This is a genomic window from Paludisphaera sp. (assembly GCF_037189885.1).
In the GTDB taxonomy this organism is placed as follows: Bacteria; Planctomycetota; Planctomycetia; order Isosphaerales; family Isosphaeraceae; genus Paludisphaera.
Map to the genome: position 1 here is coordinate 1 of NZ_JBBCIR010000044.1, position 22,344 is coordinate 22,344.

20 protein-coding genes and 1 tRNA gene are annotated in these 22,344 nt (G+C 70.3%); 14 read left to right on the forward strand and 7 right to left on the reverse strand.

Annotated features, from left to right (window positions below; all coding sequences use genetic code 11):
* Window positions 1–51: 51 nt before the first annotated feature.
* Window positions 52–1,131, forward strand: coding sequence for a tRNA 2-thiouridine(34) synthase MnmA (gene mnmA / locus WG209_RS14025; protein WP_337175679.1), 1,080 nt, complete (start codon window positions 52–54; stop codon window positions 1,129–1,131).
* Between the two features lie 34 nt (window positions 1,132–1,165).
* Window positions 1,166–2,299, forward strand: a complete 1,134-nt coding sequence (locus tag WG209_RS14030; RefSeq protein WP_337175680.1) for a GtrA family protein — start codon at window positions 1,166–1,168, stop codon at window positions 2,297–2,299.
* A 4-nt stretch (window positions 2,300–2,303) separates the two neighbouring features.
* Here WG209_RS14030 and WG209_RS14035 read toward each other — a convergent pair whose 3' ends face one another.
* Window positions 2,304–3,503: a phospholipid carrier-dependent glycosyltransferase gene (locus WG209_RS14035; protein WP_337175681.1), complete on the reverse strand. Its 1,200-nt coding sequence runs from the start codon at window positions 3,501–3,503 to the stop codon at window positions 2,304–2,306.
* Window positions 3,504–3,626: 123 nt separating this feature from the next.
* Between WG209_RS14035 and WG209_RS14040 the strand changes: the two genes are divergently transcribed.
* Window positions 3,627–4,640 carry a hydroxyacid dehydrogenase gene (locus tag WG209_RS14040; protein WP_337175682.1) on the forward strand — a complete coding sequence of 338 codons (1,014 nt, stop codon included), beginning with the start codon at window positions 3,627–3,629 and terminating at the stop codon, window positions 4,638–4,640.
* Window positions 4,641–4,853: 213 nt separating this feature from the next.
* Here WG209_RS14040 and WG209_RS14045 read toward each other — a convergent pair.
* A protein-coding gene (locus tag WG209_RS14045) for an IS630 family transposase (protein WP_337175698.1) occupies window positions 4,854–5,962 on the reverse strand; the annotation gives its coding sequence in 2 pieces (ribosomal slippage) (window positions 4,854–5,548 and window positions 5,548–5,962; 1,110 coding nt in all).
* A 334-nt stretch (window positions 5,963–6,296) separates the two neighbouring features.
* Between WG209_RS14045 and WG209_RS14050 the strand changes: the two genes are divergently transcribed.
* Window positions 6,297–6,611 carry an XRE family transcriptional regulator gene (locus tag WG209_RS14050; protein WP_337175683.1) on the forward strand — a complete coding sequence of 105 codons (315 nt, stop codon included), beginning with the start codon at window positions 6,297–6,299 and terminating at the stop codon, window positions 6,609–6,611.
* Between the two features lie 9 nt (window positions 6,612–6,620).
* Here WG209_RS14050 and WG209_RS14055 read toward each other — a convergent pair whose 3' ends face one another.
* Complete coding sequence (locus tag WG209_RS14055) at window positions 6,621–7,283, reverse strand: MBL fold metallo-hydrolase (protein WP_337175684.1); 663 nt, start codon at window positions 7,281–7,283, stop codon at window positions 6,621–6,623.
* Window positions 7,284–7,655: 372 nt separating this feature from the next.
* On the opposite strand from WG209_RS14055, the gene WG209_RS14060 reads away from it, so the two are divergent.
* The 4 genes from WG209_RS14060 to WG209_RS14075 all read left to right on the forward strand — a co-directional run bounded on the left by WG209_RS14060 (window position 7,656) and on the right by WG209_RS14075 (window position 12,412).
* Complete coding sequence (locus WG209_RS14060; protein ID WP_337175685.1) at window positions 7,656–9,302, forward strand: TolC family protein; 1,647 nt, start codon at window positions 7,656–7,658, stop codon at window positions 9,300–9,302.
* Between the two features lie 176 nt (window positions 9,303–9,478).
* Window positions 9,479–10,717 (forward strand): glycosyltransferase family 39 protein, encoded by a 1,239-nt coding sequence (locus WG209_RS14065; protein ID WP_337175686.1) that lies wholly within the window; start codon window positions 9,479–9,481, stop codon window positions 10,715–10,717.
* A gap of 87 nt (window positions 10,718–10,804) precedes the next feature.
* Window positions 10,805–11,854 (forward strand): NADP-dependent oxidoreductase, encoded by a 1,050-nt coding sequence (locus tag WG209_RS14070; protein ID WP_337175687.1) that lies wholly within the window; start codon window positions 10,805–10,807, stop codon window positions 11,852–11,854.
* Between the two features lie 33 nt (window positions 11,855–11,887).
* A complete protein-coding gene (locus WG209_RS14075) occupies window positions 11,888–12,412 on the forward strand; it encodes a YaiI/YqxD family protein (RefSeq protein ID WP_337175688.1) in 525 nt (174 codons plus the stop codon).
* Window positions 12,413–12,536: 124 nt separating this feature from the next.
* Here the strand turns inward: WG209_RS14075 and WG209_RS14080 are convergent.
* Window positions 12,537–12,625 (reverse strand) — tRNA-Ser (locus WG209_RS14080).
* A 194-nt stretch (window positions 12,626–12,819) separates the two neighbouring features.
* On the opposite strand from WG209_RS14080, the gene WG209_RS14085 reads away from it, so the two are divergent.
* From WG209_RS14085 to WG209_RS14105, 5 genes are all read left to right on the forward strand, one after another.
* A complete protein-coding gene (locus WG209_RS14085) occupies window positions 12,820–14,055 on the forward strand; it encodes an anion transporter (protein WP_337175689.1) in 1,236 nt (411 codons plus the stop codon).
* A gap of 11 nt (window positions 14,056–14,066) precedes the next feature.
* Window positions 14,067–15,332 carry an MFS transporter gene (locus tag WG209_RS14090; RefSeq protein WP_337175690.1) on the forward strand — a complete coding sequence of 422 codons (1,266 nt, stop codon included), beginning with the start codon at window positions 14,067–14,069 and terminating at the stop codon, window positions 15,330–15,332.
* Window positions 15,333–15,462: 130 nt separating this feature from the next.
* On the forward strand, window positions 15,463–16,443 hold the full coding sequence (gene rfaD / locus WG209_RS14095; protein ID WP_337175691.1) for an ADP-glyceromanno-heptose 6-epimerase: 981 nt from the start codon (window positions 15,463–15,465) through the stop codon (window positions 16,441–16,443).
* A 26-nt stretch (window positions 16,444–16,469) separates the two neighbouring features.
* On the forward strand, window positions 16,470–17,108 hold the full coding sequence (locus WG209_RS14100; RefSeq protein WP_337175692.1) for a Uma2 family endonuclease: 639 nt from the start codon (window positions 16,470–16,472) through the stop codon (window positions 17,106–17,108).
* 20 nt (window positions 17,109–17,128) lie between these two features.
* Window positions 17,129–17,779, forward strand: a complete 651-nt coding sequence (locus tag WG209_RS14105) for a Uma2 family endonuclease (RefSeq protein WP_337175693.1) — start codon at window positions 17,129–17,131, stop codon at window positions 17,777–17,779.
* A 9-nt stretch (window positions 17,780–17,788) separates the two neighbouring features.
* On the opposite strand, the gene WG209_RS14110 is transcribed toward WG209_RS14105, so the two are convergent.
* The 3 genes from WG209_RS14110 to WG209_RS14120 all read right to left on the reverse strand — a co-directional run bounded on the left by WG209_RS14110 (window position 17,789) and on the right by WG209_RS14120 (window position 21,330).
* Window positions 17,789–18,043: a hypothetical protein gene (locus tag WG209_RS14110; RefSeq protein ID WP_337175694.1), complete on the reverse strand. Its 255-nt coding sequence runs from the start codon at window positions 18,041–18,043 to the stop codon at window positions 17,789–17,791.
* Window positions 18,044–18,059: 16 nt separating this feature from the next.
* On the reverse strand, window positions 18,060–19,886 hold the full coding sequence (locus WG209_RS14115) for a sodium:solute symporter family protein (RefSeq protein ID WP_337175695.1): 1,827 nt from the start codon (window positions 19,884–19,886) through the stop codon (window positions 18,060–18,062).
* Window positions 19,887–20,181: 295 nt separating this feature from the next.
* Window positions 20,182–21,330, reverse strand: a complete 1,149-nt coding sequence (locus WG209_RS14120) for an aldose epimerase family protein (protein ID WP_337175696.1) — start codon at window positions 21,328–21,330, stop codon at window positions 20,182–20,184.
* A gap of 317 nt (window positions 21,331–21,647) precedes the next feature.
* Between WG209_RS14120 and WG209_RS14125 the strand changes: the two genes are divergently transcribed.
* Window positions 21,648–22,304 (forward strand): PEP-CTERM sorting domain-containing protein, encoded by a 657-nt coding sequence (locus WG209_RS14125; protein ID WP_337175697.1) that lies wholly within the window; start codon window positions 21,648–21,650, stop codon window positions 22,302–22,304.
* Window positions 22,305–22,344 lie beyond the last annotated feature (40 nt).

Genomic DNA, 22,344 nt, shown 5'->3' on the forward strand with positions numbered 1-22,344 from the left:
GCGCCGCCCCGCCCGGGCGGCGCGCCCGTCCCCACCCCCGGAGCCCCGATCATGCCCCGTCGCGTCGTCCTGGCGATGAGCGGCGGCGTCGACAGCTCCGTCGCCGCCCACCTGCTGAAGTCCGACGGCTACGACGTCGTCGGCCTGTTCATGCGCACGGGCGCCCACGGCGAGTCCGAGGAGCGCCGCGCCAAGACCTGCTGCTCCATCGCCGACGCGCTGGACGCCCGCCGTGTCGCCGACCGACTCGACGTGCCGTTCTACGCCCTGGACTTCGAGGCCGACTTCGGCCGCATCCAGGACTATTTCGTCGACGAATACTTCTCGGGCCGCACGCCGAACCCCTGCGTGATGTGCAACATCTGGCTGAAGTTCGGCCGGCTGTGGGAGTACGGCAAGCAGGTCGGGGCCGACTTCGTCGCCACCGGCCACTACGCGCGGATCGCCCAGGCGCCCGACGGCACGCGCCGGGTCGCCCGCGGGCTCGACCGCGACAAGGACCAGTCCTACGTCCTCTCCGGCCTCTCGCGCGAGCTGCTCGACCGCGTGCTGTTCCCGGTCGGCGAGCTGTCCAAGGCCGACGTGCGCGCCGCGGCTCGCGAGCTGGACCTCCCGGTCCACGACAAGGCCGAGAGCCAGGAGATCTGCTTCATCCCGGACGACGACTACCTCGGGTTCGTCCGCCGCCGCCGCCCCGACGCCGAGACGTCCGGCCGGCTGGTCGACGAGGAGGGCCGCGTCCTCCGCGAGCACGACGGCATCGAGAAGTTCACCGTCGGCCAGCGCCGTGGGCTGGGCCTCGCGGTGGGCGAACCGCGCTACGTGGTCCAGATCGAGCCGCTGTCGCGCACGGTGACGATCGGCAAGAAGGGGTCGCTGACCCGGCCGGGCCTGGTGGCCTCGCGGTTCAACTGGCAGGGCCCGGAGCCCGAGGGGCCGGCCCGGTGCCTGGCCCAGATCCGCGCCCGGCACCGGGCGACGCCCGCCACGGTCGAGCCGCTGCCCGACGGCCGCGCCCGCGTCCGGTTCGACGAGCCCCAGCCCGCGGTGGCGCCCGGCCAGGTCGTCACGCTCTACCAGGACGACATGGTGCTGGGCGGGGGATGGATCGACGCCGCGCTCGACGACTGAGCGCCGCGACCGAAAGGATTTCAGGACCACCCGAATGAGCCAAATCAGCCTGATCGTCCCCGCCACGCGGGACGATCCGTTCCGCAAGGGCGAGCTGGCGACCTATCAGCGTCTGTTGATGGAGCAGGAGGGGGTCGACGAGGTCGAGGTCGTGTTCGCCGATCGCGCGGCGGTCGATCGGCTCTCGCTGGCCGTCCACCCGATGGTCCAGGTCGTCGACGACGCGGCGAACCACGTCAGCCTGCTGCGACATGGGCTGGCCGCGGCGCGGGGCGAGGTGCTCATCGTGCTGGACCCGGCGCGCGAGTACGCGCCGGAGGCGATCCTCCAGGTGTACGAGGCGCTCCGCGACGGCGACGCCGACGTGGTGGTGGGCGTCCCCCGGAGCGGCCGGAAGCTCTGGAGCCTGGGGGGCGTGCGGGGCCGGACGCTGGCGATCCTGGGCCGCCTGGCCCTGGGGACGTCCGACGGCCTCTCCGGGCTGGCCGCGCTGCGGCGGTCGGCCGTCCGTTCGCTCGTGACCGAGAAGCGGTTCGCGCCGGGCTCGCACATCCTGCTGGACGTCCTGACGTGGTGCTCCGGCACGCTCCTGGACGTGCCGGTCCACACCGGCGCGGAGGACAGGCGCCGCATCGACGCCGTGGGGCTGGACGACCTGCGGCAGCTCAAGCGGGTGCTCGACCATCGCTTCGGGACGCTCTCGCGCCTGGTGCAGTTCTGCGTCGTGGGCGCGTCGGGCATGGTGGTCGACCTGTCGCTCTACGGCGTGCTCCTGTGGCTGTTCGCCTCCGCCGGGTTCGGCTCGGCGAGCGAGGCCTCGGCCGGGGCGCACGGGGCGATGTTCGTCGCCGGGTGTATCTCCATCTGGGCGGCGATGTCGTGGAACTTCCTGCTCAACCGCCGGCTGACCTTCAACGACACCCGCGAAGGCTCCATCGTCCGGCAGTATCTCACCTACGCCGTGGGCAACGCGCTCGGGATCTTGGTGAGCCTGACGCTGCGGCTGTACCTCCCTAGCCGCTTCGGCGTCTTCGCGCGACACCGCCTTGCCGCGGCCGTGGTGGGCATCGTGGTCGCCACCGGCATCAGCTTCTCGATGTCTCGCTGGGTCGTCTTCCGCCGCAAGCCGGCCGCCGAGCCGTCGGAGCAGGAGACCGCCCTCGTCTGACCGCTCACGATCGCCGGCGGCCGACCGTCGCCAAGGCGGCGACCACGGCGATGGCCGGGACGATCGGCGCGCGCATGCGGAGGTCGGTCCAGTAGAAGGCGTGGACGACCGTCAGCCCGACGATCAACGCGGGGGCGGCCACGCCCGGCCAGCTTCGGAACTCCCGCCGCGCCAGGCCGAGGGCCAGGGCGATCCATAGGGGGGCCGTCCAGACGAACGTCGCGAGCCTGGCCGTCGTCCCGTAGACCCCGGCGGCGGGGAGCGGGCTCCAGAAGGTGGCCAGGCGCGACAGGCAAGCGCGGGCGAACGTCCGGGGCTCGCGACGGGCCAGCGCGACGACCTCGTCGCGGAGCCGACGATCGGCCTCGGGTTCGGGTAGGCCCGCCATGCGACGGTTCACGTCGTCCCACCACTCCCGCTGCTCCGGGCCGGTCCAGACCGCCCCCGGCGGGCCGTCGAGCACCTGGCGATAGTAGACCTCGTTGTTCGCCAGCGCCAGGGTGTAGCCGCCGTGGGTGGTCGTGACGACGAACTCCCCCATCGCGAGCTGGTTCCGCGCGCCCCAGGGCAGCATGACGCCCCCGACGCCCACGGCCAGCAGCCCCGCGCGCCGGAGCCGCTCGCGACGATCGCCGGGCGCGAATATCGCCGCGGCCAGCGCGACCAGGCCCGCGCCGGGGAGCAGGCTGGGGCGGGCGAGGCTCGCCAACCCGAGCGCCCCGCCGGCGACGACAGGCCGACGCCCCGCCGCCAGGGCCACCGCCAGCGCCGCGAGGAAGGCCGCCAGGGTCTCCGTCATCGCGGACTTCGCCTGCCACGCGAGGACAGGGTCATAGGCGACGATCAGCCCCGCGACCAGCGCCCGGCGGGGCGACGCCCCCAAGCGTCGCGCCGCGACCACCGCGAGCGCGGCCGTCCCCGCGCCGAGGGCCACGTGCAGCAGCGTCAGCCCGACGCGCGGGCGGTCCCCCTCCAGGACGGTCAGCGGGGCCAGGATGACGGGGTAGAGGGGAGGGCGATAGGCGGTCGCGCGTCCCTTGAAGGTCAGGCCGTCGCCCGAGGCGACCGCGCGGGCGAGCGGGAGGTAGTTGTCCGGGTCGTCGAACCGGGCGCCGTCGGCCAGGATCACGGCCAGCCGGGCCAGCGCCGCCGCCAGCGCCGCCAGCGCGGGGCCGCGTCGCGCCCACCGATTGTCACTCGTCATGTCGCGACTTATCCTGGAGGCGTCCCGACCCGGCGCCGTCGGCCGGGCCTCCCCATGATAGTCCCCCGCTCACCGGGCGTCAGCGACGCATCGCCCGACGCCTCCAGCCCCCGGACGCCACGCATGTCGAATCGGCCGATCGTCGTGATGTTGACCAGCATGGACGAGGCGGGCCTGCGCCTGGTCCGCGAGGCCGCCGACATGCGGATGGTCGACCCGAAGGACCGCGCCGCGGTCGAGGCCGCCGTGGCCGACGCCGACGCGATCATCACCCGCACCGCGGGGTCGATCGACGCCGGGCTGCTCGACCGCGCGCCGAGGCTCCGCGCCGTCGGCCGTCACGGCGTCGGCTTCGACCACATCGACATCCCCGCGGCCACCGCGCGCGGCGTCCAGGTGATCTACACGCCGGGCGCCAACACGCAGGACGTGGTCGAGCACGCCATCGCCATGATGATCGGCCTCTCCAAGCACTTCCCGTCGATGATGAAGGAGCTTGAGGCCGGCAACTACGCGGCGCGGACGTCGATGAAGGGCCGCGAGATCCTGGGGCGGACGCTCGGCATCGTCGGCTTCGGCCGGATCGGCAAGCGGCTGGGCGAAGTCTGCCGGCTGGGCTTCGGGATGCGCGTGCTCTACCACGACATCGTCCAGGCCCCCGAGGAGGCGGAACTCCGCGCAGGTGCCGTCCGGGTCTCGTACGAGGAACTCCTCCGCGAGTCCGACTACGTCAGCCTCCACGTCCCCCTCGACGCCAGCACCCGCCGCATGGTCGACCGCGCCGCGCTGGCCCAGATCCGCGAGGGGGCTATCCTCATCAACACCTGCCGCGGCCCGGTCGTCGACGAGGAAGCCGTCGCCGACGCCCTCGACGCCCGCCTCCTCTGGGGCTACGGCGCCGACGTCTTCGACGTCGAGCCCCCGCCCGCCGACCACCCCCTGATCGGCCGTCGCGACGTGATGCTCACGCCCCATAGCGCCGCCCAGACCGAGGAAGGCCTGCGCAACATGGCCACGATGGTCGCCCGCGACATCCTCAACATCCTCTCCGGCAGGCAGCCCGAGAACCCCGTCAACGACCCCATTGAGGTCGAACGCCTCCGCGCGGAACTCGAAAAGGCACCGCTGTACCGCTGAGGCGGCACGACGGGGGAATGGATCAGCCCCCGTCGATCGGCCCTTGACGCGGGCATGCCTTCGATGAAATATGCCCTAGGAGGCATCGGAATGTGGGAGGTGGTGTTCGACGCGGATTGTTGGGAATGGTTTCAGACGCTGGACATGGAGCTTCGTCGGGAGATCACGGCGAATATCTTCCGGCTGCGTCGCGATGGCCCTAGTACTCCGCCGCTACGGCAGTGATGGGTAGAGTCGGTGGAGTTTGATCCGGGCGTCGGCGGTGGTGAACCGCCAGCGGGTCTCGACCCGACGTTCGTTCCGACCCTCCTCCCAGGCGGCGACCTGCCGCTTCAACTCGTCCATCGACTCGATGCGACGGTCGAGGCACTGGCGGGAGAGGACCGACAACTCGATCTCGGCCACGTTCAGCCACGAGCCGTGCTTCGGCGTATGGTGGATCTCCAGCTTCTCGGCGATCCGCCGGGCTTGTTCGGGCGGGAACGCCTCGTACAGGCTGGCGACCTTATGCGTGTTCAGGTTGTCCATGACGAGCACGACCTTGTCGGCCTCCTCGTGGACCTCCTCCACCAGCCAGCGGACCACCTCGGCGAAGTCCCTGGCCGTCCGCTTCTCGGTCACCTTCACGGCCCGCCATCCCAGGAGCGGCTCCGTGACCATGAACAGGTTGGCCGTGCCGTTGCGGGCGTACTCGTAATCGACCCGCTCGGGCCGGCCGGGGGCCGCCGGGATCGGCGTGATCGTCTCGCCGATCAGCTGCCGACTCGCCTCGTCGAGGCAGACCAGCGGACGCCTCTCGTCGCAGGGCCGGTGGTAGACGTCCAGCACGTCCTCCATCGCCGCCACGAACTCGCCGTTCTTCGCCGGCGGGATGCACCACTGCTTCTTCAGGTGGGGCTTCAGGTCGCTTTTTTCAAGCAGCGGCGGACGGTCTCGTCGCAGACCGCCGGGACGACCTCCAGCTCGACGAGCTTGTCGGCCAGCAGCTGCATCGTCCAGGCCTTGCGGCCGTCCGGCGGCGACGAGCACGCCAGGGCGATCAGCTTCGCCTCGGCCCGACCGTCGAGCGTCTTCAGCCGGCTGGGCCGCTCCTGCGGCTTGCGGACCAACGCCGCCTCCAGGCCCTGCTCGACGAACCGCTTGCGGACCCGCTCGACGGTCGCCGTCCCTACGTCCACCGCCTCGGCGATCTTGGAATCGCTCCACCCCGGCCCGCCCGGCGAGACGTCGGCCTTCAGGAGGATGCGGGCGTGGGCCTGCTTCAACGCCGACGACTTGCCCCCGGCCAGCACCCCCTCCAACTCCGCCCGCTCCTCGTCCATCAGCGTCACGATGTATCTCTTCACGGCGGCCCTCCTTACGGCATAGATCCGCATCCAGGAGAACCGATCCGATGACCGCCATCAAGTCGTCAGTGGGAGAGTACTAGGATCGGCAGGCCCCTGGTAGACACGCTTAAGGGTTCCAGGATCCCCAACCTGAAGGAACTCCGGATCGTGCATCGGGGGCAGCCCTGGAGGCTACTATTCGCTTTCGCCCCCGATTAGGAAAGGGGTCCTGCTGGTCGGCGGCAACAAGGCCGGGGATAAGCGGTGGTATGAGCGGGCGATCCCCTTGGCCGAGCGGCGTTTTCAGCGATACATCGAGGGATGACCCATGTACGTTCGATTCGATGATTACTTCGAAAGCTTGCCCGCGGAGGAACAGGCCAGGGTCTTGGCTCGAGTCGCGGAGATGGACGCGCAAGAGGCGAGCCTTCGTCAATTGCGGGAGGCTCGGAAGCAATCCCAGGTCGAGGTCGCCGCGAAGCTGAAGACCACTCAGGCGGCCATCTCTCGGCTGGAGAAGCGAACCGACGTCTATCTCAGCACCCTGCGGAAGTATGTCGAGGCGGTGGGGGGGAAGCTTGAGATCGTGGCCACCTTCCCCGAAGGCGGGAGCGTGCGCATCAACCAGTTCGGCGAGGATTGAACCGCGACATCATCGCGCGTATTCCAGCCGCACGATCGTCCGGCGCTCGGGGAGCGTCGCCCGGTCGATCGTGAAATCGGACGAGCCGGGGCGGACGACCTGGATGCCGGGGAGGCGGGCCAGGAAGTCCTCGATCGGGCGGATGTTCAGGTCGATCTTGGGGGTCTTGTAGTGCATCGGCACGACGACCCTCGGGCCGATCGAATCGAGGAGCGCGGGGACGTCGCCGAGCGCGATCGTCGGGGTGCCGCCGGCGGGGATCAGGACGACGTCGGAGCCCCGGATCGGTCCCAGTTCCGCCTCGGTCAGCAGGTGGCCCAGGTCGCCGAGGAAGGCGACGCGCAGGCCCTCGGATTCGAAGTGGATCATCGCCACCTCGTCGCCGGGGAGGCGCTCGGGGGACTCGAAGACGCGGACGGACCGGAAGGTGACGCCGCGGAATTCCTCGCCTCCCGGCGGCAGGTCGAGCGCCCGGATGACGTGGAACGGCGGCGCGATCTGGCCCAGGTGGCTATGATACTTGTCGTTCTCGTGGCTGACGACGACCACGTCGGCCCCGTCGCCAACCGGCGCGTAGCCGCCGCAATCGGGCGAACGATAGGGGTCGAGGATGATTTTTACGCCTTGCGCCTCGACGAGGAACGCGGCGTGACCGTACCACTGGATTCGCATGGCGACGACTCGGAGGATGCTGGCGGACCCGTCGGCGCGGGGAGGTCGCCCCGGCCTCCGCTCCCCTAGAGTCTAGCGAGGCATCCCCGACGACGCGACCGGCAGGCCCCGCGCCGCTCCGTTCGAAGATCCGTCGAGATCGCCCCGGCTGTCCGGTCGCACGCCAGCATCCTCGCCCATCCCCGCGCCGAGGGCGCGCGACCGCCCGACCCTGACGGACCTGACGATTCGTGCGCCGCCCGCGCGCCGGCGGACGATTTCCGCTGATTCGCGCCGCGTCAAGATCCGATCAAGCAGCACAGGCGTCGCGAGCGGTGCCCCTCGGGGATCGGCCTATCGGGCTGGGGAAGCTCGCCACGGAAGGAGCCGGCCATGCAGGGAAGGACGATCGGGTTTGCGGCGGTCCTCGCCTGCGCGCTGGGTTCCTGGACGGACGCCGCGGTGGCGCAAATCTCGCTTGCCGACGACATCATCGCCGCCGCCAAGGCGAAACAATCGTCCGAACAGCAGCGTCGCTCGGCCCTCGGATCGACGCCGGGGACCACCGAGAGTCCCTACGATCGCAGGCCTGGGGCCACGGACATCAACCTCGGGGAGCCCCCGCGGCCCCGGCACGCCGCTTTGCCCAGGCTGGCCCGGCTCGCCGGGAGCACCTCCGCGTTCACCCCACGGACCCAGGAGCCGGGCCAGTTCGAAGAAGGCATCGCCCCGTCGATCGAGCGTCTCCCGCTCGCCCTTCCCGAGGAGGCGGTTCCCTTCCGGGTCGAGAGCCCGACGGGCTACGACGAGGAGGGGCCTCCCGACGGCCTCGCCCTCGACGGCGCGATCCGACGTCTGGTCGAGGTCAACCGCGACCTCCGGATCAAGGCGCTGGAGCTGCCCCAGGCGGACGCCGACATCCTCACCGCGGGGCTCCGCGAGAACCCCCTGGTGTTCTACGGCAGCGACAACGTCCCCTACGGCTCGTATTCCCCGGAGCGGCCGGGCGACGTCGAACACGGGATCAGCCTCATCCTGCCGATCGATTACATGGGCAAGCGCGAAAAGCGCGTCGACCTGGCCAAGGTGCAGAAGCGCGTGCTCATCGCGCAGTATCAGGACGCCGTGCGACTCGCGATCGACGAGCTGTACACCGCCTTCGTCAACGCGCTGGTCGCTCGACAGACCCTTCGAGCCGCGGAGGACACCCTCACGCTGCTGGACGAGGTCATCCGGGGTCACTCCGCCCAGATTTCCTCCATGGCGGAGCCGTCCGAGGCGACGTTGGAGGAGATGGACGACCTGACCGTCGAGCGAGGCGTCACCGAGATGGGGCTCCAGGACGCGCACGATCGATACACCAAGGCTCGACATCGGCTCGCGGATCTGCTGGAGTTGGGGCATGGCGGGGTGGAGGCGATGGATCTGCACGGCAAGATTAACGTCCCACGCCCGATCCTCCCGGATGTCGAAGCTTTGGTCGCGACCGCCAGGGAGAGGCGTCCCGACCTTATCGCGCATCGCCTGGGCGTCTCCAGCGCCCGCGCGGAGTGGATGGAGGAGCGAGGGGAAAGGTATTCCGACGCCTATTTCCTGTTCACCCCCTGGAATTACCTGGACCGTTCCCAGTCGAACGAGCGGAGCGTGAGCACCTGGGGTGCGGGGGTGTTCGTCACTCTGCCCCTCTTCAACCGCAACCAGGGGAACGTGCGCCGCGCCGAGATCAACGTGATCCAGAGCGAGATCGAGTCCGACGTCGTCGAGGGTCAAGTCGATGGGGAGGTGCGGCAAGCCTATTTGGACCTCACCCATTCGCTCGCCGACCTGACCCGGCTGGAGAAAGAGACGTTGCCGGCGGTCCGGCGCAAGCGGGACAAGTCGCGGGCCCGACTCGAAGCGGGGGAAATTCGCCCCGAGGATTATCTGAGGGTGCAGCGCCAGACGACATCGCTCGTCCGGTACTACCGCGACACCGCCGCACGCAATCGGCGAAACATGCTCCGGCTCAACACGGCGGTCGGTTGTCGAATCCTCCCCTGACGCGGCCGAACCGCGACCTGGGGATACACAGCCCGGACGGGCACCCGGGGGAACCGATTCGGATCGGCAGGGATGGTCCGGGATACGTCTTCGGTTTAACCTAGCGGGAGTCCCCTCGCGACGCGACCCGGCCTGTCCGGGTCGGCGGCCGATCGTCCCAGGAGTCAGCGCCCATCGTGCCCATCTCGGACGCCTTGACTCGCCAGGTCGATCTCGTGCCGTTTTCCCGGCGACTCGCGGCCTTCGTCCTGCGTCGTCCTCTCTGGACCTGCGTCTGGCTCGGCGTCGCGCTTCGGGTCTGGGTCTACCTCCACGCCCGATCCTACTGGATGGACGAGGCGTCGCTCCTGGGGAACCTGAAGGGCAAGGCCCCGTTCGACTTCACCGGCCACCTCGCGTCCGATCAGCTCGCCCCGCCGGGCTTCCTCGCGGCCGAGCGCGCCCTGATCGGCCTGCTCGGCGAATCCCCCTACGTCGCCCGGCTAATCCCCATGATCTGCGGCGTGGCCGCGCTGTTCCTGTTCCGACGGTTCGCCGGACGGTTGCTCGAGCCGACGGCCGCGGTCGTGGCGATGGTCCTGTTCGCCTTCTCCGACGACCTGGTCTATTACTCCAACGAGCTGAAGCCCTATTCGACCGACCTGGCGCTGGGCCTGGCCGTAACGCTCCTCTCCCTGTCCGAGCTGCGCGACCCGCCCGACCGTCGCCGGCTATGGGCGATCGCCGCGCTGGCGGTCGCGTCCCCATGGCTCTCGTTCCCGTCGGCCTTCGTGGTGGCGGGCTGCGGGTTGACGCTCCTGATCGACCGCCTGCGCGACGGTCGCAAGGCCGACGCGGCGCGGCTGGCGGCGATCGCCCTGGCGTGGGGCTTCAGCCTGATGCTGGCATATCGGACGTCGAGCCGGATGCTCGCGCCGGCGACCTCGATGTACGTCTTCTGGAACTTCGCGTTCCCGCCCTTCCCGCCGACAAGCCCGGCCGACCTGGCGAAGACGATGGGCATCCTGCTGGAGACGTTCGTCACGCCGCTGAACCTCGTGCCGCGGGTCTTGCCCTACGCCTTCGCGCTGTTCGCGGCGACGCTGGGCGTGAGCGGCGCGTTGTGGCTCGCCCGCAAGGATCCCGCGGCGCTGGCGATCCTCCTGGTCCCCGCGGCGCTGGCGCTGGTCGCGGCGACGACCCGGCGGTATCCGTTCCACGGCCGCCTGATCCTCTGGCTGGCCCCGGCATTCCTGGCCCTGATCGCCCAGGGGGCGGCCCGGGTGCGCTGGAGTCGCGGCGCGGCGTGGCTGGCCCTCGTCCTGGTCCTGCTCATGGCCTACCCCGTCGTCGACGCCCTCTATCAGGCCGCCCCTCCCCATGTCCGGGAGTTCAACCCCCACGGCGACCTGCGCCGGAATCGCTTCATGGATTGACCCGCAACCCCATCGGTCGAGCCGACGGCGCGGGTCGTGCAGGCGATAAGGGTGGACACGCCCCAACCGCCCAGGAGATCCATCCCGATGTCCGCCCCCCGCAACCGCCAGGTCCTGCTCAAGAGCCGCCCCGATGGCGAGCCCACCGAGGGCAATTTCGAGATAGTGGAGGGGACGATCCCCGAGCCGGCCGCCGGCCAGTTCGTCGCCCGCACGATCTATCTGTCGCTCGACCCCTACATGCGCGGGCTCATGAACGACCGGGAGTCCTACGTCGAGCCCGCCAAGTTGGGCGAGCCGATGCCCGGCGGCGCGGTCGGTCAGGTGACGCGGTCGAACCATCCCGACTACGAAGAGGGGGACTTCGTGCTGGGCGACTGGGGGTGGCGAGAGTACGGCGTCTCGGACGGATCGGGCGCGACGCGAAAGGTCGACCCGGCCGACGGGCCGCTCTCGTACGCGCTCGGGGTGCTCGGCATGCCGGGGATGACGGCCTATACCGGCCTGCTCAACCTCGGGCGGCCGGAGCCCGGCGAGACGGTCGTCGTGGCGGCGGCCTCCGGGGCGGTGGGCTCGGTGGTCGGGCAGGTCGGCAAGATCAAGGGGTGCCGGGTCGTCGGCATCGCCGGGGGCGAGCGGAAGTGCCGGTACGTCGCCGACGAGCTGGGCTTCGACGCCTGCCTCGACCACCGCGAGCCCGACCTCCCCGGCCGCCTCAAGGCCGCCTGCCCGGATGGAATCGACGTCTACTTCGAGAACGTCGGCGGCCCGGTGTTCGACGCGGTGCTCCCCCTGCTGAACCGCTTCGCCCGCGTCCCGGTCTGCGGCCTGGTCGCCCAGTACAACGCCACGGAGTTGCCCCCCGGCCCGGACCGCGTCCCTCTGCTGATGCAGGAGATCCTGGTGAAGCGGCTGGCCTTCGAGGGTTTCATCGTCTGGGACTTCGCCGATCAGTGGGAAGAGTTCGTGGCCGACATGGGCGGTTGGGTTCGCGACGGCCTCGTCAAGTACCGCGAGGACGTGACGGACGGGCTGGAGAACGCCCCTCGCCAGCTGATCGGGCTTCTCAAGGGCGAGAATTTCGGCAAGAAGATCATCCGCGTCGGCGCCGACCCGACGCCCCCCGGCCGCGCCTGACGCGCCTGGATCGCGACATCCCGTGGAGACGCCATGCCAATCTACGTCGACGGCGACGGCTGCCCGGTCAAGGAAGAGGTCTACCGCGTCGCCCGTCGGCACGAGGCCCGGGTCTTCGTCGTCGCCAACGCCTCGCTGCGGGTGCCGCCGGACCCGCTCATCGAGATGGTCCTCGTGAAAGGCGGCTTCGACGCGGCCGACGACTGGATCGCCGAGCGCGCCGGCCCGGCAGACGTCGTGATCACCACCGACATCCCGCTGGCCGAGCGCTGCCTCAACCGGGGAGCCCGGGTGCTGGGGCCGAAGGGACACGCCTTCTCCGAGGACTCCATCGGCGAGGCGATGGCGACCCGCGCCCTCTTCGACATGCTCCGCCAATCCGGCCAGATCACTGGAGGCCCGTCCGCGTTCGCGAAGGCGGACCGGTCGCGGTTCCTCTCCAAGCTCGACGAGGTCTTGCACGCGATCCGCCGCGAAACGCGGGGCCGGACCCCCGCGGAGACGACCCAGCCACCCCCGGAGACGGCCGCCGAAACGGACGACTCGGGGCCTGGATGAACCGCGGCGGGTACGAGCCCGCCTCGATCGAACACCCGCCGGATCGACGACCGATCCGGCGAGGCGTTAACCCTGGGCGCGTCCGCCCGCATCGTCGCAAGTCGGTGCCGCTCGGGAATATCAGCGGAGAGGGGGGGATTCGAACCCCCGAGACGAGTTTCCCCGTCTAACGGTTTAGCAAACCGTCGCTATCGACCACTCAGCCACCTCTCCTGGTCGGTCTCGCCCCGGTCGAAGTAGGGCGTCGCGGGGATTGAAACTACCAGAGCCGCCCGACTTCGTCAACACGCCCCGCCGCCGACGGACGCGATTCCTCGCATGGCTTCCCCGCCGGGCCGTCGCGCGGCTACAGTCTGAGGCCCCGTTCGACATGAAGGGGCTCTCAGGATGGCGGGAGGACGACCCGGATGGACGGCGGTGGACCCTGGATCGCCTCGGCGATCTTCGCGGCGGTGTACGCGGCGTTGGCGATCGGGAACGTGCCGGGGCTGCGGCTCGACCGGGCGACGATCGCCATGGCGGGGGCGGCGGCGATGCTGGCGACCGGGGTGATGGATCTCGGCGAGGCCGCCGGGTCGGTCGACGCCGGGACCATCGTCCTGCTGTACGCGATGATGATCCTCAGCGGTCGCCTCCGGCTGGCCGGATTGTTCGACGCGGCGGTCGAGGCCGTGGCGACGCGACGACCGGGACCGAAAGCCACGCTGGCGATCGTGGTGGGGATGTCGGGGGTCCTCTCGGCGTTCTTCGTCAACGACGTGGTCTGCGTCGCGCTCACCCCGCTGATCGTCGGCCTGTGCCGACGCCTCGGGCGGCCGGCGGTCCCTTATCTCATCGCGCTGGCGACGGCCTCGAACGTCGGCTCCACGGCGACGATCACGGGCAACCCCCAGAACATGATCATCGGCTCGCTCTCCGGCATCTCCTACGCCCGATTCGCCGCGCGGCTGGGGCCGGTGGCGATCGCGGGGCTGGGGCTGACGTATCTCATCGTCGCGACGGTCTACCGGAAGGCGCTCCGGGAGCAATCGCCCCCCCGGCCGGGCCCGCCGCCGCTCCGGCGAAGTCGCGCGAGGACCGGGCTGCTGGTCCGGAGCGTCATCGTGGCGGCGGCGACGGTCGCGGCGTTCTTCGCCGGCGTCCCGGCTCCGGTCGCGGCGCTGGCCGGCGCGGCGGCCCTGACGCTCGACCGCGCGCGGCCCGCGCGGGACCACGAGTCGGTCGACTGGCCGCTCCTCGTGATGTTCGCGGGGCTGTTCGCGGTCGTCCACGGCTTCGAGGCGAACGTGGCGCGTCGGTGGGACTTCTCCCGATGGATCGGCGACGGCTCGCCGGTGGCGCCGGTGAGCCTGGCGTCGGTTTTCCTTTCGAATTTGGTATCGAACGTGCCAGCGGTCCTGCTGTTCGAGCCCATCATCGCCGGCGTCTCGGATCGGGAGGCGGGCTGGCTCGCGCTCGCGATGTCCAGCACGCTCGCGGGGAACCTCACGCTGCTCGGCTCGGTGGCGAACCTGATCGTCGCCGAGGGCGCCCGCCGCGACGGCGAGCGCCTGGGCTTCCTGGAGTTCCTGAAAGTCGGCGTCCCGCTCACGATCGCCACCGTAGGCGTGGGGGTCGCGTGGCTGACCCTCACGGCCTACTGACCGGTGCGCGCATGTCCAATCACGCCTCGACTCCCCACCCCGAGCCGTCGGCCCGGAGCGCCTACGGCCTGGACGCCCTGAACTTCTTCCTCGCCGACGTCCGCGACGGCCTGGGCCCCTACCTGGCGATCTACCTGACCTCGCGACGGCACTGGGACCCGTCCCGGGTCGGCGTGGCCATGGCGGCGATGCTCGTGGGGACGATCGCGACGCAGTCGTTCGCCGGGGCGCTCATCGACCGCGTCCGCTGGAAGCGCGCCGCGGTCGCGATGGCGGCGGGGGTCGTGGCGGCGGGGTGCCTGGCCATGATCGCCTTCCCCGATTTTCCGGTCGTGGTCGGCTCGCAGGCGCTCGTCGGGGCGGCGGCCTCGATCTTCCCCCCGGCGATCGCGGCGCTCTCGCTGGGGATCGTGGGGCACGCCCGCCTGGCCCGGAGGACCGGCCGCAACGAGGCGTTCAACCACCTGGGCAACGTCGCGTCGGCCGTCGCGGCCGGGGCGGCGGGTTATCTGCTGGGATACGGCGCGATCTTCGTCCTCGTCGCGCTCTCGGCCTCGCTGAGCGCCGCGACCGCCCTGGCCCTGCCCGAAGGCGAGATCGACCACGACCTCGCCCGCGGGGCCGCGGAGGGCAAGGCGGGGGCGGCGGGGGCCGAGTCGGTGATCGACCTGCTGAAGGACCGCCGGCTGCTGGTCTTCACGGCCTGCGCCGTGATGTTCCACTTCGCGAACGCCGCGATGCTCCCGCTGGTGGGCCAGAAGGTGACCCAGGGGATGGATCGCGGGACGGCCGTCCTGATGTCGGCGTGCATCATCACGGCGCAACTGGTGATGATCCCGGTGGCGCTGGCGGCCAGCCGGTTCGCGGAGACGGCCGGGCGGAAGCCGGTGTTCCTGGCGGCGTTCGCCGTGCTGCCCGTGCGCGGGCTGCTCTACACGCTGACGACGAACCCCTACGCCCTGGTGGCGATCCAGATCCTCGACGGCATCGGCGCGGGGATCTTCGGCGTCGTCTCGGTCCTGGTCGTGGCCGACCTCACGCGAGGCACGGGGAGGTTCAACCTCACGCAGGGGATGGTCGCCACCGCGACGGCCCTGGGCGCCGCCCTGAGCAACGTCGTCAGCGGCTACATCGTGAAGGCGGGCGGATTCGACGCCGGCTTCCTGACCCTGGCTTCGATCGCGGTCGCCGGGCTGGTCCTCTACGCGTGGGGCACCTCCGAGACCCGCGACGCGCCGGCCGTCGCGCCGGCCGCGCCGACGCCGGGGGTCGCCTGACGGCCCGGGCGAGTCGACTGGTGGGGTCGGCGCCGGCCGGGTAACTTGTGAGGGCCCGACGCCCCGGGGTCGTCTCGGACGCGTCGCGGGGCGCGAGGACGGGGCAGGGGCCCTCGAAGGAGAGTCACGGATGATCGCGATCACGGGGGCCGCCGGCTTCATCGGTTCGAACCTGGCGCATCGGCTGTCGACGTCGGGGCGCGAGCTGATCCTGGTCGACCACCCGCTCACGGCGGCGACGGCCGTCAACTGGGCGGGGCTGGGCCGGTTCCGGTTCGTCCCCATGGAACGCTTCCTCACCGACCTGGAGCGCGGCGAGGGGAGGGGGATCGAGGCCGTCTTCCACCTCGGCGCGTGCAGCTCCACGACGGAGACCGACTGGGACTTCCTGGCCGAGAACAACGTCGGCTACACCCGGGCCCTCTGGACGTGGTGCGCCGCCGAGGGCCGGCCGTTCCTCTACGCTTCCAGCGCCGCGACCTACGGCGACGGGTCCAAGGGCTTCAGCGACCGCACCCCGCCGACCGAGCTGGAGCCGATGAACCTCTACGGCAAGAGCAAGAACGACTTCGACATCTGGGCGCTCGACGAGATCGCCGCCGACCGCCCCCGGCCCCCGGTCTGGGCGGGGCTGAAGTTCTTCAACGTCTACGGCCCGCGCGAGACCCACAAGGGGAAGATGGCCAGCGTGGTCTGGCACGCGCGCCGGCAGATCCTGGAGACGGGCGAGGTCCGTCTGTTCCGCTCGAACGACCCCGCCTATCCCGACGGGGGCCAGCGTCGGGATTTCGTGTTCGTGGAGGACTGCATCGACCACATGCTCTGGCTCTGGGCCAACCCGGACGCCTCCGGGATCTACAACAGCGGCACGGGGACCTCGCGGACGTTCCTGGACCTCGTCCACGCCGTCTTCACGGCCCTGGAACGGGAGCCCCGCGTACAATTCATCGACATGCCCCCCGAGCTGGGCAAGCAGTACCAGAACTACACCCAGGCCGACATGGGCAAGCTCCGCGAGGCCGGATTCGCCGGGGTGCCGACCCCGCTGGAAGAAGGGGTCCGTCGCGCCCTCGCCTGGCCGGACGCCCCGGCGATCGCCCCCGCCCGCTGACGGCCGACCCCCGGGAGGTCCGACCGATGCCGACGACCACGATCGATCGCGAGCCCGTCCCCACGGCGGCCTCCCCGGAGCCGCCCGACGCGACGCTGGTCCTGCCGCCGGACGTCCGCCTGTACGTCGAGCCCGACGACTTCGAACGCCTGTGCGCGGCCAATCGCGACCTGCGCCTCGAACGCGAGGCCGACGGAGCCCTGATCGCCATGACCCCCGCATCGACCGTCAGCGGCGGCCGGGAGCTGACCCTCGCCGCCCAGGTCTGGAACTGGGCCAATGCGACCGGCCTCGGCCGGGCCTTCGGCCCCTCGGCCGGCTTCACCCTGCCCGACACCGCCGTTCGCGCGCCCGACGTCTCGTGGATTCGCCACGAGCGTCTGGACGCCCTCCCCCCCGGCGAGGGTGACCGCTTCGCCCGCATCGTCCCCGACTTCGTCGCCGAATTGCGGTCTCCCAGCGACCGGATCGAGAAGCTCCGCGCCAAGATGGCGGCGTACATCGCCCACGGCGTCCGCCTGGGATGGCTGATCGACCCGAAGGCCGGGACCGTCGAGATCTACCGCCCCGGCCGCGAGGCGGAGACGCTGACCGGCCCGAAGGAACTCTCGGGCGAGGACGTGCTGCCCGGCTTCACGCTCGACCTGACGGATATCGTCAACTGAACTCGCGACGGGGGATGGCCATGGCTACGGTTACAACCAGGCGGGGGAAGGCCGAGGCCGATCGTCCGGCCGGGCGGGACGCGGCGGTGTCGCTCCTCGTCCCGCCCGACGCGGGCCTGCGCGTCGACGCCGAGGGGTTCGAGCGGCTGTGCGCCGCCAACCGCGACCTGCGCCTCGAACTCAAGGCCGATGGGACCCTCGTCGTCATGTCACCAGCCTCATCGGACTCGGGCCGCCGGAACGCCTTGCTGACGACCCGCCTGACGATCTGGAACGAGGCCGCGAGGCTGGGATACTCCTTCGACTCGTCGAGCGGATTCACCTTCCCCGACGGCTCGGTCATGGCGCCCGACGCCTCCTGGATCCTCGCCGAGCGATGGCGCGGACTATCCCCGGAGGATGGCCGCGGCTTCGCGCGGATCGTCCCCGATTTCGTCGTCGAGCTGCGGTCCCCGAGCGACACGATCGCCGAGTCGCGCGAGAAGATGCGGGTTTACCTCGCGAACGGCGTCCGCCTGGGATGGCTGATCGACCCCATGACGCGGACCGTGGAGATCCACCGCCCCGGTCGCGAGGTCGAAACGCTGACGAGGCCGGGCGCGATCCCCGGCGAGGACGTCCTGCCGGGGTTCACGCTCGACCTGTCGGGGATCCTGACGGACGACGCCTGAGCCGGAGGCTCAGGCCTCCAGGGAGGTCGACGTCGAGGTCGACTCCGACGGGTCCGCCTGGGCGGCGACGGCGCGGCGGCCGTAGTAGTACATGGCCGCGCCGAAGGCGATCATCACCAGACCCCACCAGAGGTTGACGTTGACGCCGAGCGACCGGGCGTACAGCGCCGGGTTCGTGAAGTGGGTCACCGCGCCGAAACCGGCCAGCAGCCCGCCGAGGGAGAGGAACAGCATCCCGATCGGGACGCGGATGTCGAGATTCACGGCGCGGCTCCTTGCCTCAACGGAAGATGATGTTCAGGGCGATGCTCATCAGGACCACGACGACGCCCAGCGTCTCGGGCTTGCGGTACCACGGCAGGCCGTGCTCGACGTCGTGCTTGGTCAGCGAGTAGACGAGTCCGCGCAGCTCGTCGTCGGGCCGGGGCCTGGTGAGGAAGCTCACGACGATCGAGACGACGAAGCAGACGCCGAACGCCCAGATGGCCGTCCAGAAGTTCTGGGCCATCTCGCTGCGGTACTCGTGCAGGTTGGCGATCCAGGCGCCCTTCACCCCCGAGGCCGACCCCATGGGCAGCGTCAGGGCGTGGTGGGCCGTCGCCGCGAGGATGCCCGAGAGCAGCCCGTAGAACGCGCCGTTGGCCGTGGCCCGCTTCCAGAACATGCCCAGCAGGAACGTCGCCAGCAGCGGGGCGTTCACGAAGGCGAAGACGAGCTGCAACAGCTCCATGATGTTGTTGAACTGGGCCGCGACGTAGGCCGCGGCGACCGAGACCACCGTGCCGGCCAGGGTCGCGAAGTGCCCCATCCAGAGGTAGTGCTTGTCGGTCGCCTGGAACGGGATGACCTTCTGGATGGGCTTCTGCAGATACGCCTGGTAGATGTCGAACGTCCAGACCGTGTTGAACGCCGTGATGTTCCCCGCCATCCCGGACATGAAGCTCGCCAGCAGCGCCGTCAGGCCGAGGCCCAGAAGCCCCGTCGGGAAGTAGTGGATCAGCAGCCGGGGGATGGCCAGGTCGTAGTCCAGGACGGGCTTGCCGGCCGAGTCCAGCTCGACCGACCCGTCGGCCTTCACCTTCGCCGGGATCAGGCCCCGGCCCATCGTCTCGGCCTCGCTGACGACCTGGGAGCCCGCCTCGGGGGCGTCGGCCGCGGTCGGCGTCGGCAGCGCCACGGCGATCAGGCCGGGCAGGATGACCAGGAACGGGAAGATCATCTTCGGGACCGCGGCGATCAGCGGCGTCCGCCGGGCCGAGGTCATCGAGTCGGCGGCCATGGCCCGCTGGACCACCAGGAAGTCGGTGCACCAGTAGCCGAACGAGAGCACGAAGCCCAGCCCCATCGCCAGGCCGATCACCTCCACGCCCAGCGGGTTGGTCTCGGGGTTCGTCATCCCCTTCCACGCGTGGCCGAAGCCGGGGGGGCACTTCGCGATCAGCCCCTCCCAGCCCCCCACGTTCCTCATCCCCAGCCAGACCAGCGGGAAGAAGCCCGCGACGATCAGGAAGAACTGGAGCACCTCGTTGTAGATCGCGCTCGTCAGCCCGCCCAGGTAGACGTAGCCGAGCGTGATGAGCGCCGAGACGAGGATGCTCAGGTGGAAGACGTAGCTTGGGGGCATCCCCATCGCCTCGACCACCGGGTCGAAGATGCCCAGCGTGACGATCAGCTTGGCCATCACGTACATCGACGCGCCGGAGGAGAAGACCGTCATCGCCGCGAACGAGATCGCGTTGAGCCCGCGCGTCTTCTCGTCGAACCGCAGACGCAGGTATTCCGGCACCGACCGCGCCCGCGAGCCGTAGTAGAACGGCATCATGAACAGGCCGACGAACGCCATCGCCGGGATGGCCCCCAGCCAGTAGAAGTGCGCCGTCGATATCCCGTACTTCGCCCCGGAGGCGGCCATCCCGATGACCTCCTGGGCCCCCAGGTTCGCCGAGATGAACGCCAGCCCCGCCACCCACGCCGGGATCGACCGCCCGGACAGGAAGAAGTCCGTGCTGGTCTTCATGAACCGCTTCAGCGCGAACCCGATCCCGAGGACGAAGGCGAAGTAGATCACCATGATCAGGTAATCGATCCACGCCAATGAGGTATGCATGCGTCTTTCCTGTTACGTCGCCGGATCGCGGCGATAAGCTCTGGAGTCGCGGACGGGGGGCCATCATGACGGCCTCCCCCCTGGAGGGGGAAGGTGGCCCGAAGGGCCGGACGAGGGGGGGACGAGCGAGACGGCTTCGGGAGTTCGAAGGGGCCTTCCCGGGCCATCGGCCCGCGCGAAGGAGTCGCGAACTCCGAAACCTCGCGGGCGGCCCCCCGCTCATCGGACTCCTTCGGAGTCTGTGTTCCCCCGCCAGGGGGGGGAAGACCCTGGATACCGTCCGGGCCGGGTCGGGTCAGCGGGCGGAGAACTTGTAGACGGTCGTCTGCGTGTAGGTCTCGCCGGGGCGGAGGACCGCGTCGGGGAAGTTGGGGTGGTGGATGGAGTCGGGGAAGTGCTGGGCTTCCAGGCAGAGGCCGTAGTGCTTCTTGTATACCAGGCCCCCCTTGCCGACGTTCGTGCCGTCCAGGAAGTTGCCGCTGTAGAACTGCACCCCCGGCTCGGTGGTCGACATCTCCACCACGCGCCCGGTCTTCGGGTGATGCACGCGGGCGGCGAACGCCAGCTTGCCCCCGCCGGAGTCCAGCACGAAGTTGTGGTCGTAGCCGCCGGGCTCCCCCTCCATCTGGGCGATCCGCGCGCCGATGGCGGTCGGCTTGCGGAAGTCCAGCGGGGTCCCCTCCACGGGCTCGATCGCGCCGGTGGGGATGAGGGTGTCGTCGACCGGGGTGTACTTCGAGGCCGCCAGCGTCAGCTCATGGTCGAGCATCGTGGCGTCGGCCCCGCCGGCGAGGTTGAAATAGGCGTGATTCGACAGGTTGATCGGCGTGGCCTTGTCGGTGGTCGCCTCGTAGTCGATCCGCAGCGCGTCGTCGGCGGTGACGGTGAACGTGACGGTCGTCGCGAGGTTGCCGGGGTAGCCTTCCTCGCCGTCCTTGCTCGTGTAGGTCATCTTGACCGAGGGCCCGTCCGGGGACTCGACCGGCTCGGCCTTCCAGACGACCCGGTTGAAGCCCTTCACCCCGCCGTGGAGCGCGTTGGGGGGGTTGTTGATCGCCAGGGAGTAGGCCTCGCCGTCGAGGGTGAACTTCCCCTTCGCGATCCGGTTGGCGACCCGTCCCACGGTGGCGCCAAAATAGGGATGCTCGCCGAGATAGCCGTCGAGCGAGTCGAACCCCAACGTCACTTCCTCGACCTTGCCGTCGCGATCCGGGGCCCCGATCGAGACGATGGTCGCGCCGTAGGTGGCGACCTTCACCGTGATCTTGCCGTTCTTCAGCGTGTAGAGGTCGACGGCCTCGCCGTCCTTCGTCTCGCCGTAGGCCATCTTGCTCAACCCCTTGACGTCGCCGAAGGCCGATGGCGGGGCGACGACCGCCAGCGAAAGGAGGCAGCCCCAAAGCGCGGCGCGGGCCGGGCCGGCGCCGTTAGCGAACGCGTTCATTTCCATCCTCGCCGTCCCCAGGGACCGGGAAGTCGCGACCGGGAGCGGGTCCTCGCGCCGACCGCGCTCCGCGACGCCCCCAATCGTGACCGGCGAGCCGCCCGAACGCAACCGGTCAGCGGCGTCGAGATCTTGAGGAAAATCCGGGTTGACAAAAAACGGCGACGGCTTAATCTGTCGCCTCGGTCGTCCGCCGCCCTCGCCGGGTGGCGGGCCGCATCCCAGACCCGCCCGGGGCCCAGCAGCCCCGATGGCGCGCCCGCGACGGAGAGCGGGCCCGGTCTCGACACCGAGTCAAGCGCCCCAAGGAGGTTGCATTGTCGATCCACCGCCGGCCCGCCCGGGCCCTCGCCCTGGCCGCCCTCGTCGCCCTCGCCGTCGCCCCCGCCCGCGCCGACGTCATCGTGAACGTCAACGCCAGCCACTACGGATACGTCGAGAGCCCGACGATCCCCAACATCGGGACGCGGGTCACGCCGATCTCCGAGGCCCCCGGCGGCGAGTTCAAGGACCTGATCCTGACGGCGGGGATCTACAAGATCACCAACGCCGCCGGCCAGCTCCGCGCCAAGTATGACGGCTTCCGGTTCAACCAGGAGACGACGGGCGAGAACTGGACCTGGAACTTCCTGCTGACCAACGCCGACGACGGCAACAAGGCCATCCTCTTCGGCGGCGCCGACACCGGGCTGTTCGCCACCCAGGCCGGTGCCGCCGCCAAGGCCGCGGCCTACGTCGGCTACTTCGCCCTGGCGGTCAATACCACCCTGAACTTCATGATCAGCGACAACTCGGTGGGCGACAACACCGGCGGCGTCTCGCTTCGGATCACGAGGATCGGCGACCTTGACACCCCGGGCGAGCCCGCCGCGCCGATCACCGCCCCCGAGCCGGCCGCCTTCCTCATGATGGCCCTGGGCGCCATCCTCCCCGTCGCGGCCATCGCCCGACGCCGGAAGCCGACGGCCGCCTGACCCGGGTCTCGGGCACCGACACAACGACGAGCCGCGGGCC

Excerpts from the sequence above, each read along its gene's own strand:
- WG209_RS14075 (WP_337175688.1), top strand. The coding sequence starts at position 11,888 with ATGCCAATCTACGTCGACGGCGACGGCTGCCCGGTCAAGGAAGAGGTC.
- WG209_RS14115 (WP_337175695.1), bottom strand. The coding sequence starts at position 19,886 with ATGCATACCTCATTGGCGTGGATCGATTACCTGATCATGGTGATCTAC.
- WG209_RS14120 (WP_337175696.1), bottom strand. The coding sequence starts at position 21,330 with ATGAACGCGTTCGCTAACGGCGCCGGCCCGGCCCGCGCCGCGCTTTGG.
- WG209_RS14030 (WP_337175680.1), top strand. The coding sequence starts at position 1,166 with ATGAGCCAAATCAGCCTGATCGTCCCCGCCACGCGGGACGATCCGTTC.
- WG209_RS14035 (WP_337175681.1), bottom strand. The coding sequence starts at position 3,503 with ATGACGAGTGACAATCGGTGGGCGCGACGCGGCCCCGCGCTGGCGGCG.
- rfaD (WP_337175691.1), top strand. The coding sequence starts at position 15,463 with ATGATCGCGATCACGGGGGCCGCCGGCTTCATCGGTTCGAACCTGGCG.
- WG209_RS14070 (WP_337175687.1), top strand. The coding sequence starts at position 10,805 with ATGTCCGCCCCCCGCAACCGCCAGGTCCTGCTCAAGAGCCGCCCCGAT.
- WG209_RS14085 (WP_337175689.1), top strand. The coding sequence starts at position 12,820 with ATGGACGGCGGTGGACCCTGGATCGCCTCGGCGATCTTCGCGGCGGTG.
- WG209_RS14100 (WP_337175692.1), top strand. The coding sequence starts at position 16,470 with ATGCCGACGACCACGATCGATCGCGAGCCCGTCCCCACGGCGGCCTCC.
- WG209_RS14050 (WP_337175683.1), top strand. The coding sequence starts at position 6,297 with ATGTACGTTCGATTCGATGATTACTTCGAAAGCTTGCCCGCGGAGGAA.
- WG209_RS14090 (WP_337175690.1), top strand. The coding sequence starts at position 14,067 with ATGTCCAATCACGCCTCGACTCCCCACCCCGAGCCGTCGGCCCGGAGC.
- WG209_RS14055 (WP_337175684.1), bottom strand. The coding sequence starts at position 7,283 with ATGCGAATCCAGTGGTACGGTCACGCCGCGTTCCTCGTCGAGGCGCAA.
- mnmA (WP_337175679.1), top strand. The coding sequence starts at position 52 with ATGCCCCGTCGCGTCGTCCTGGCGATGAGCGGCGGCGTCGACAGCTCC.
- WG209_RS14105 (WP_337175693.1), top strand. The coding sequence starts at position 17,129 with ATGGCTACGGTTACAACCAGGCGGGGGAAGGCCGAGGCCGATCGTCCG.
- WG209_RS14040 (WP_337175682.1), top strand. The coding sequence starts at position 3,627 with ATGTCGAATCGGCCGATCGTCGTGATGTTGACCAGCATGGACGAGGCG.
- WG209_RS14060 (WP_337175685.1), top strand. The coding sequence starts at position 7,656 with ATGCAGGGAAGGACGATCGGGTTTGCGGCGGTCCTCGCCTGCGCGCTG.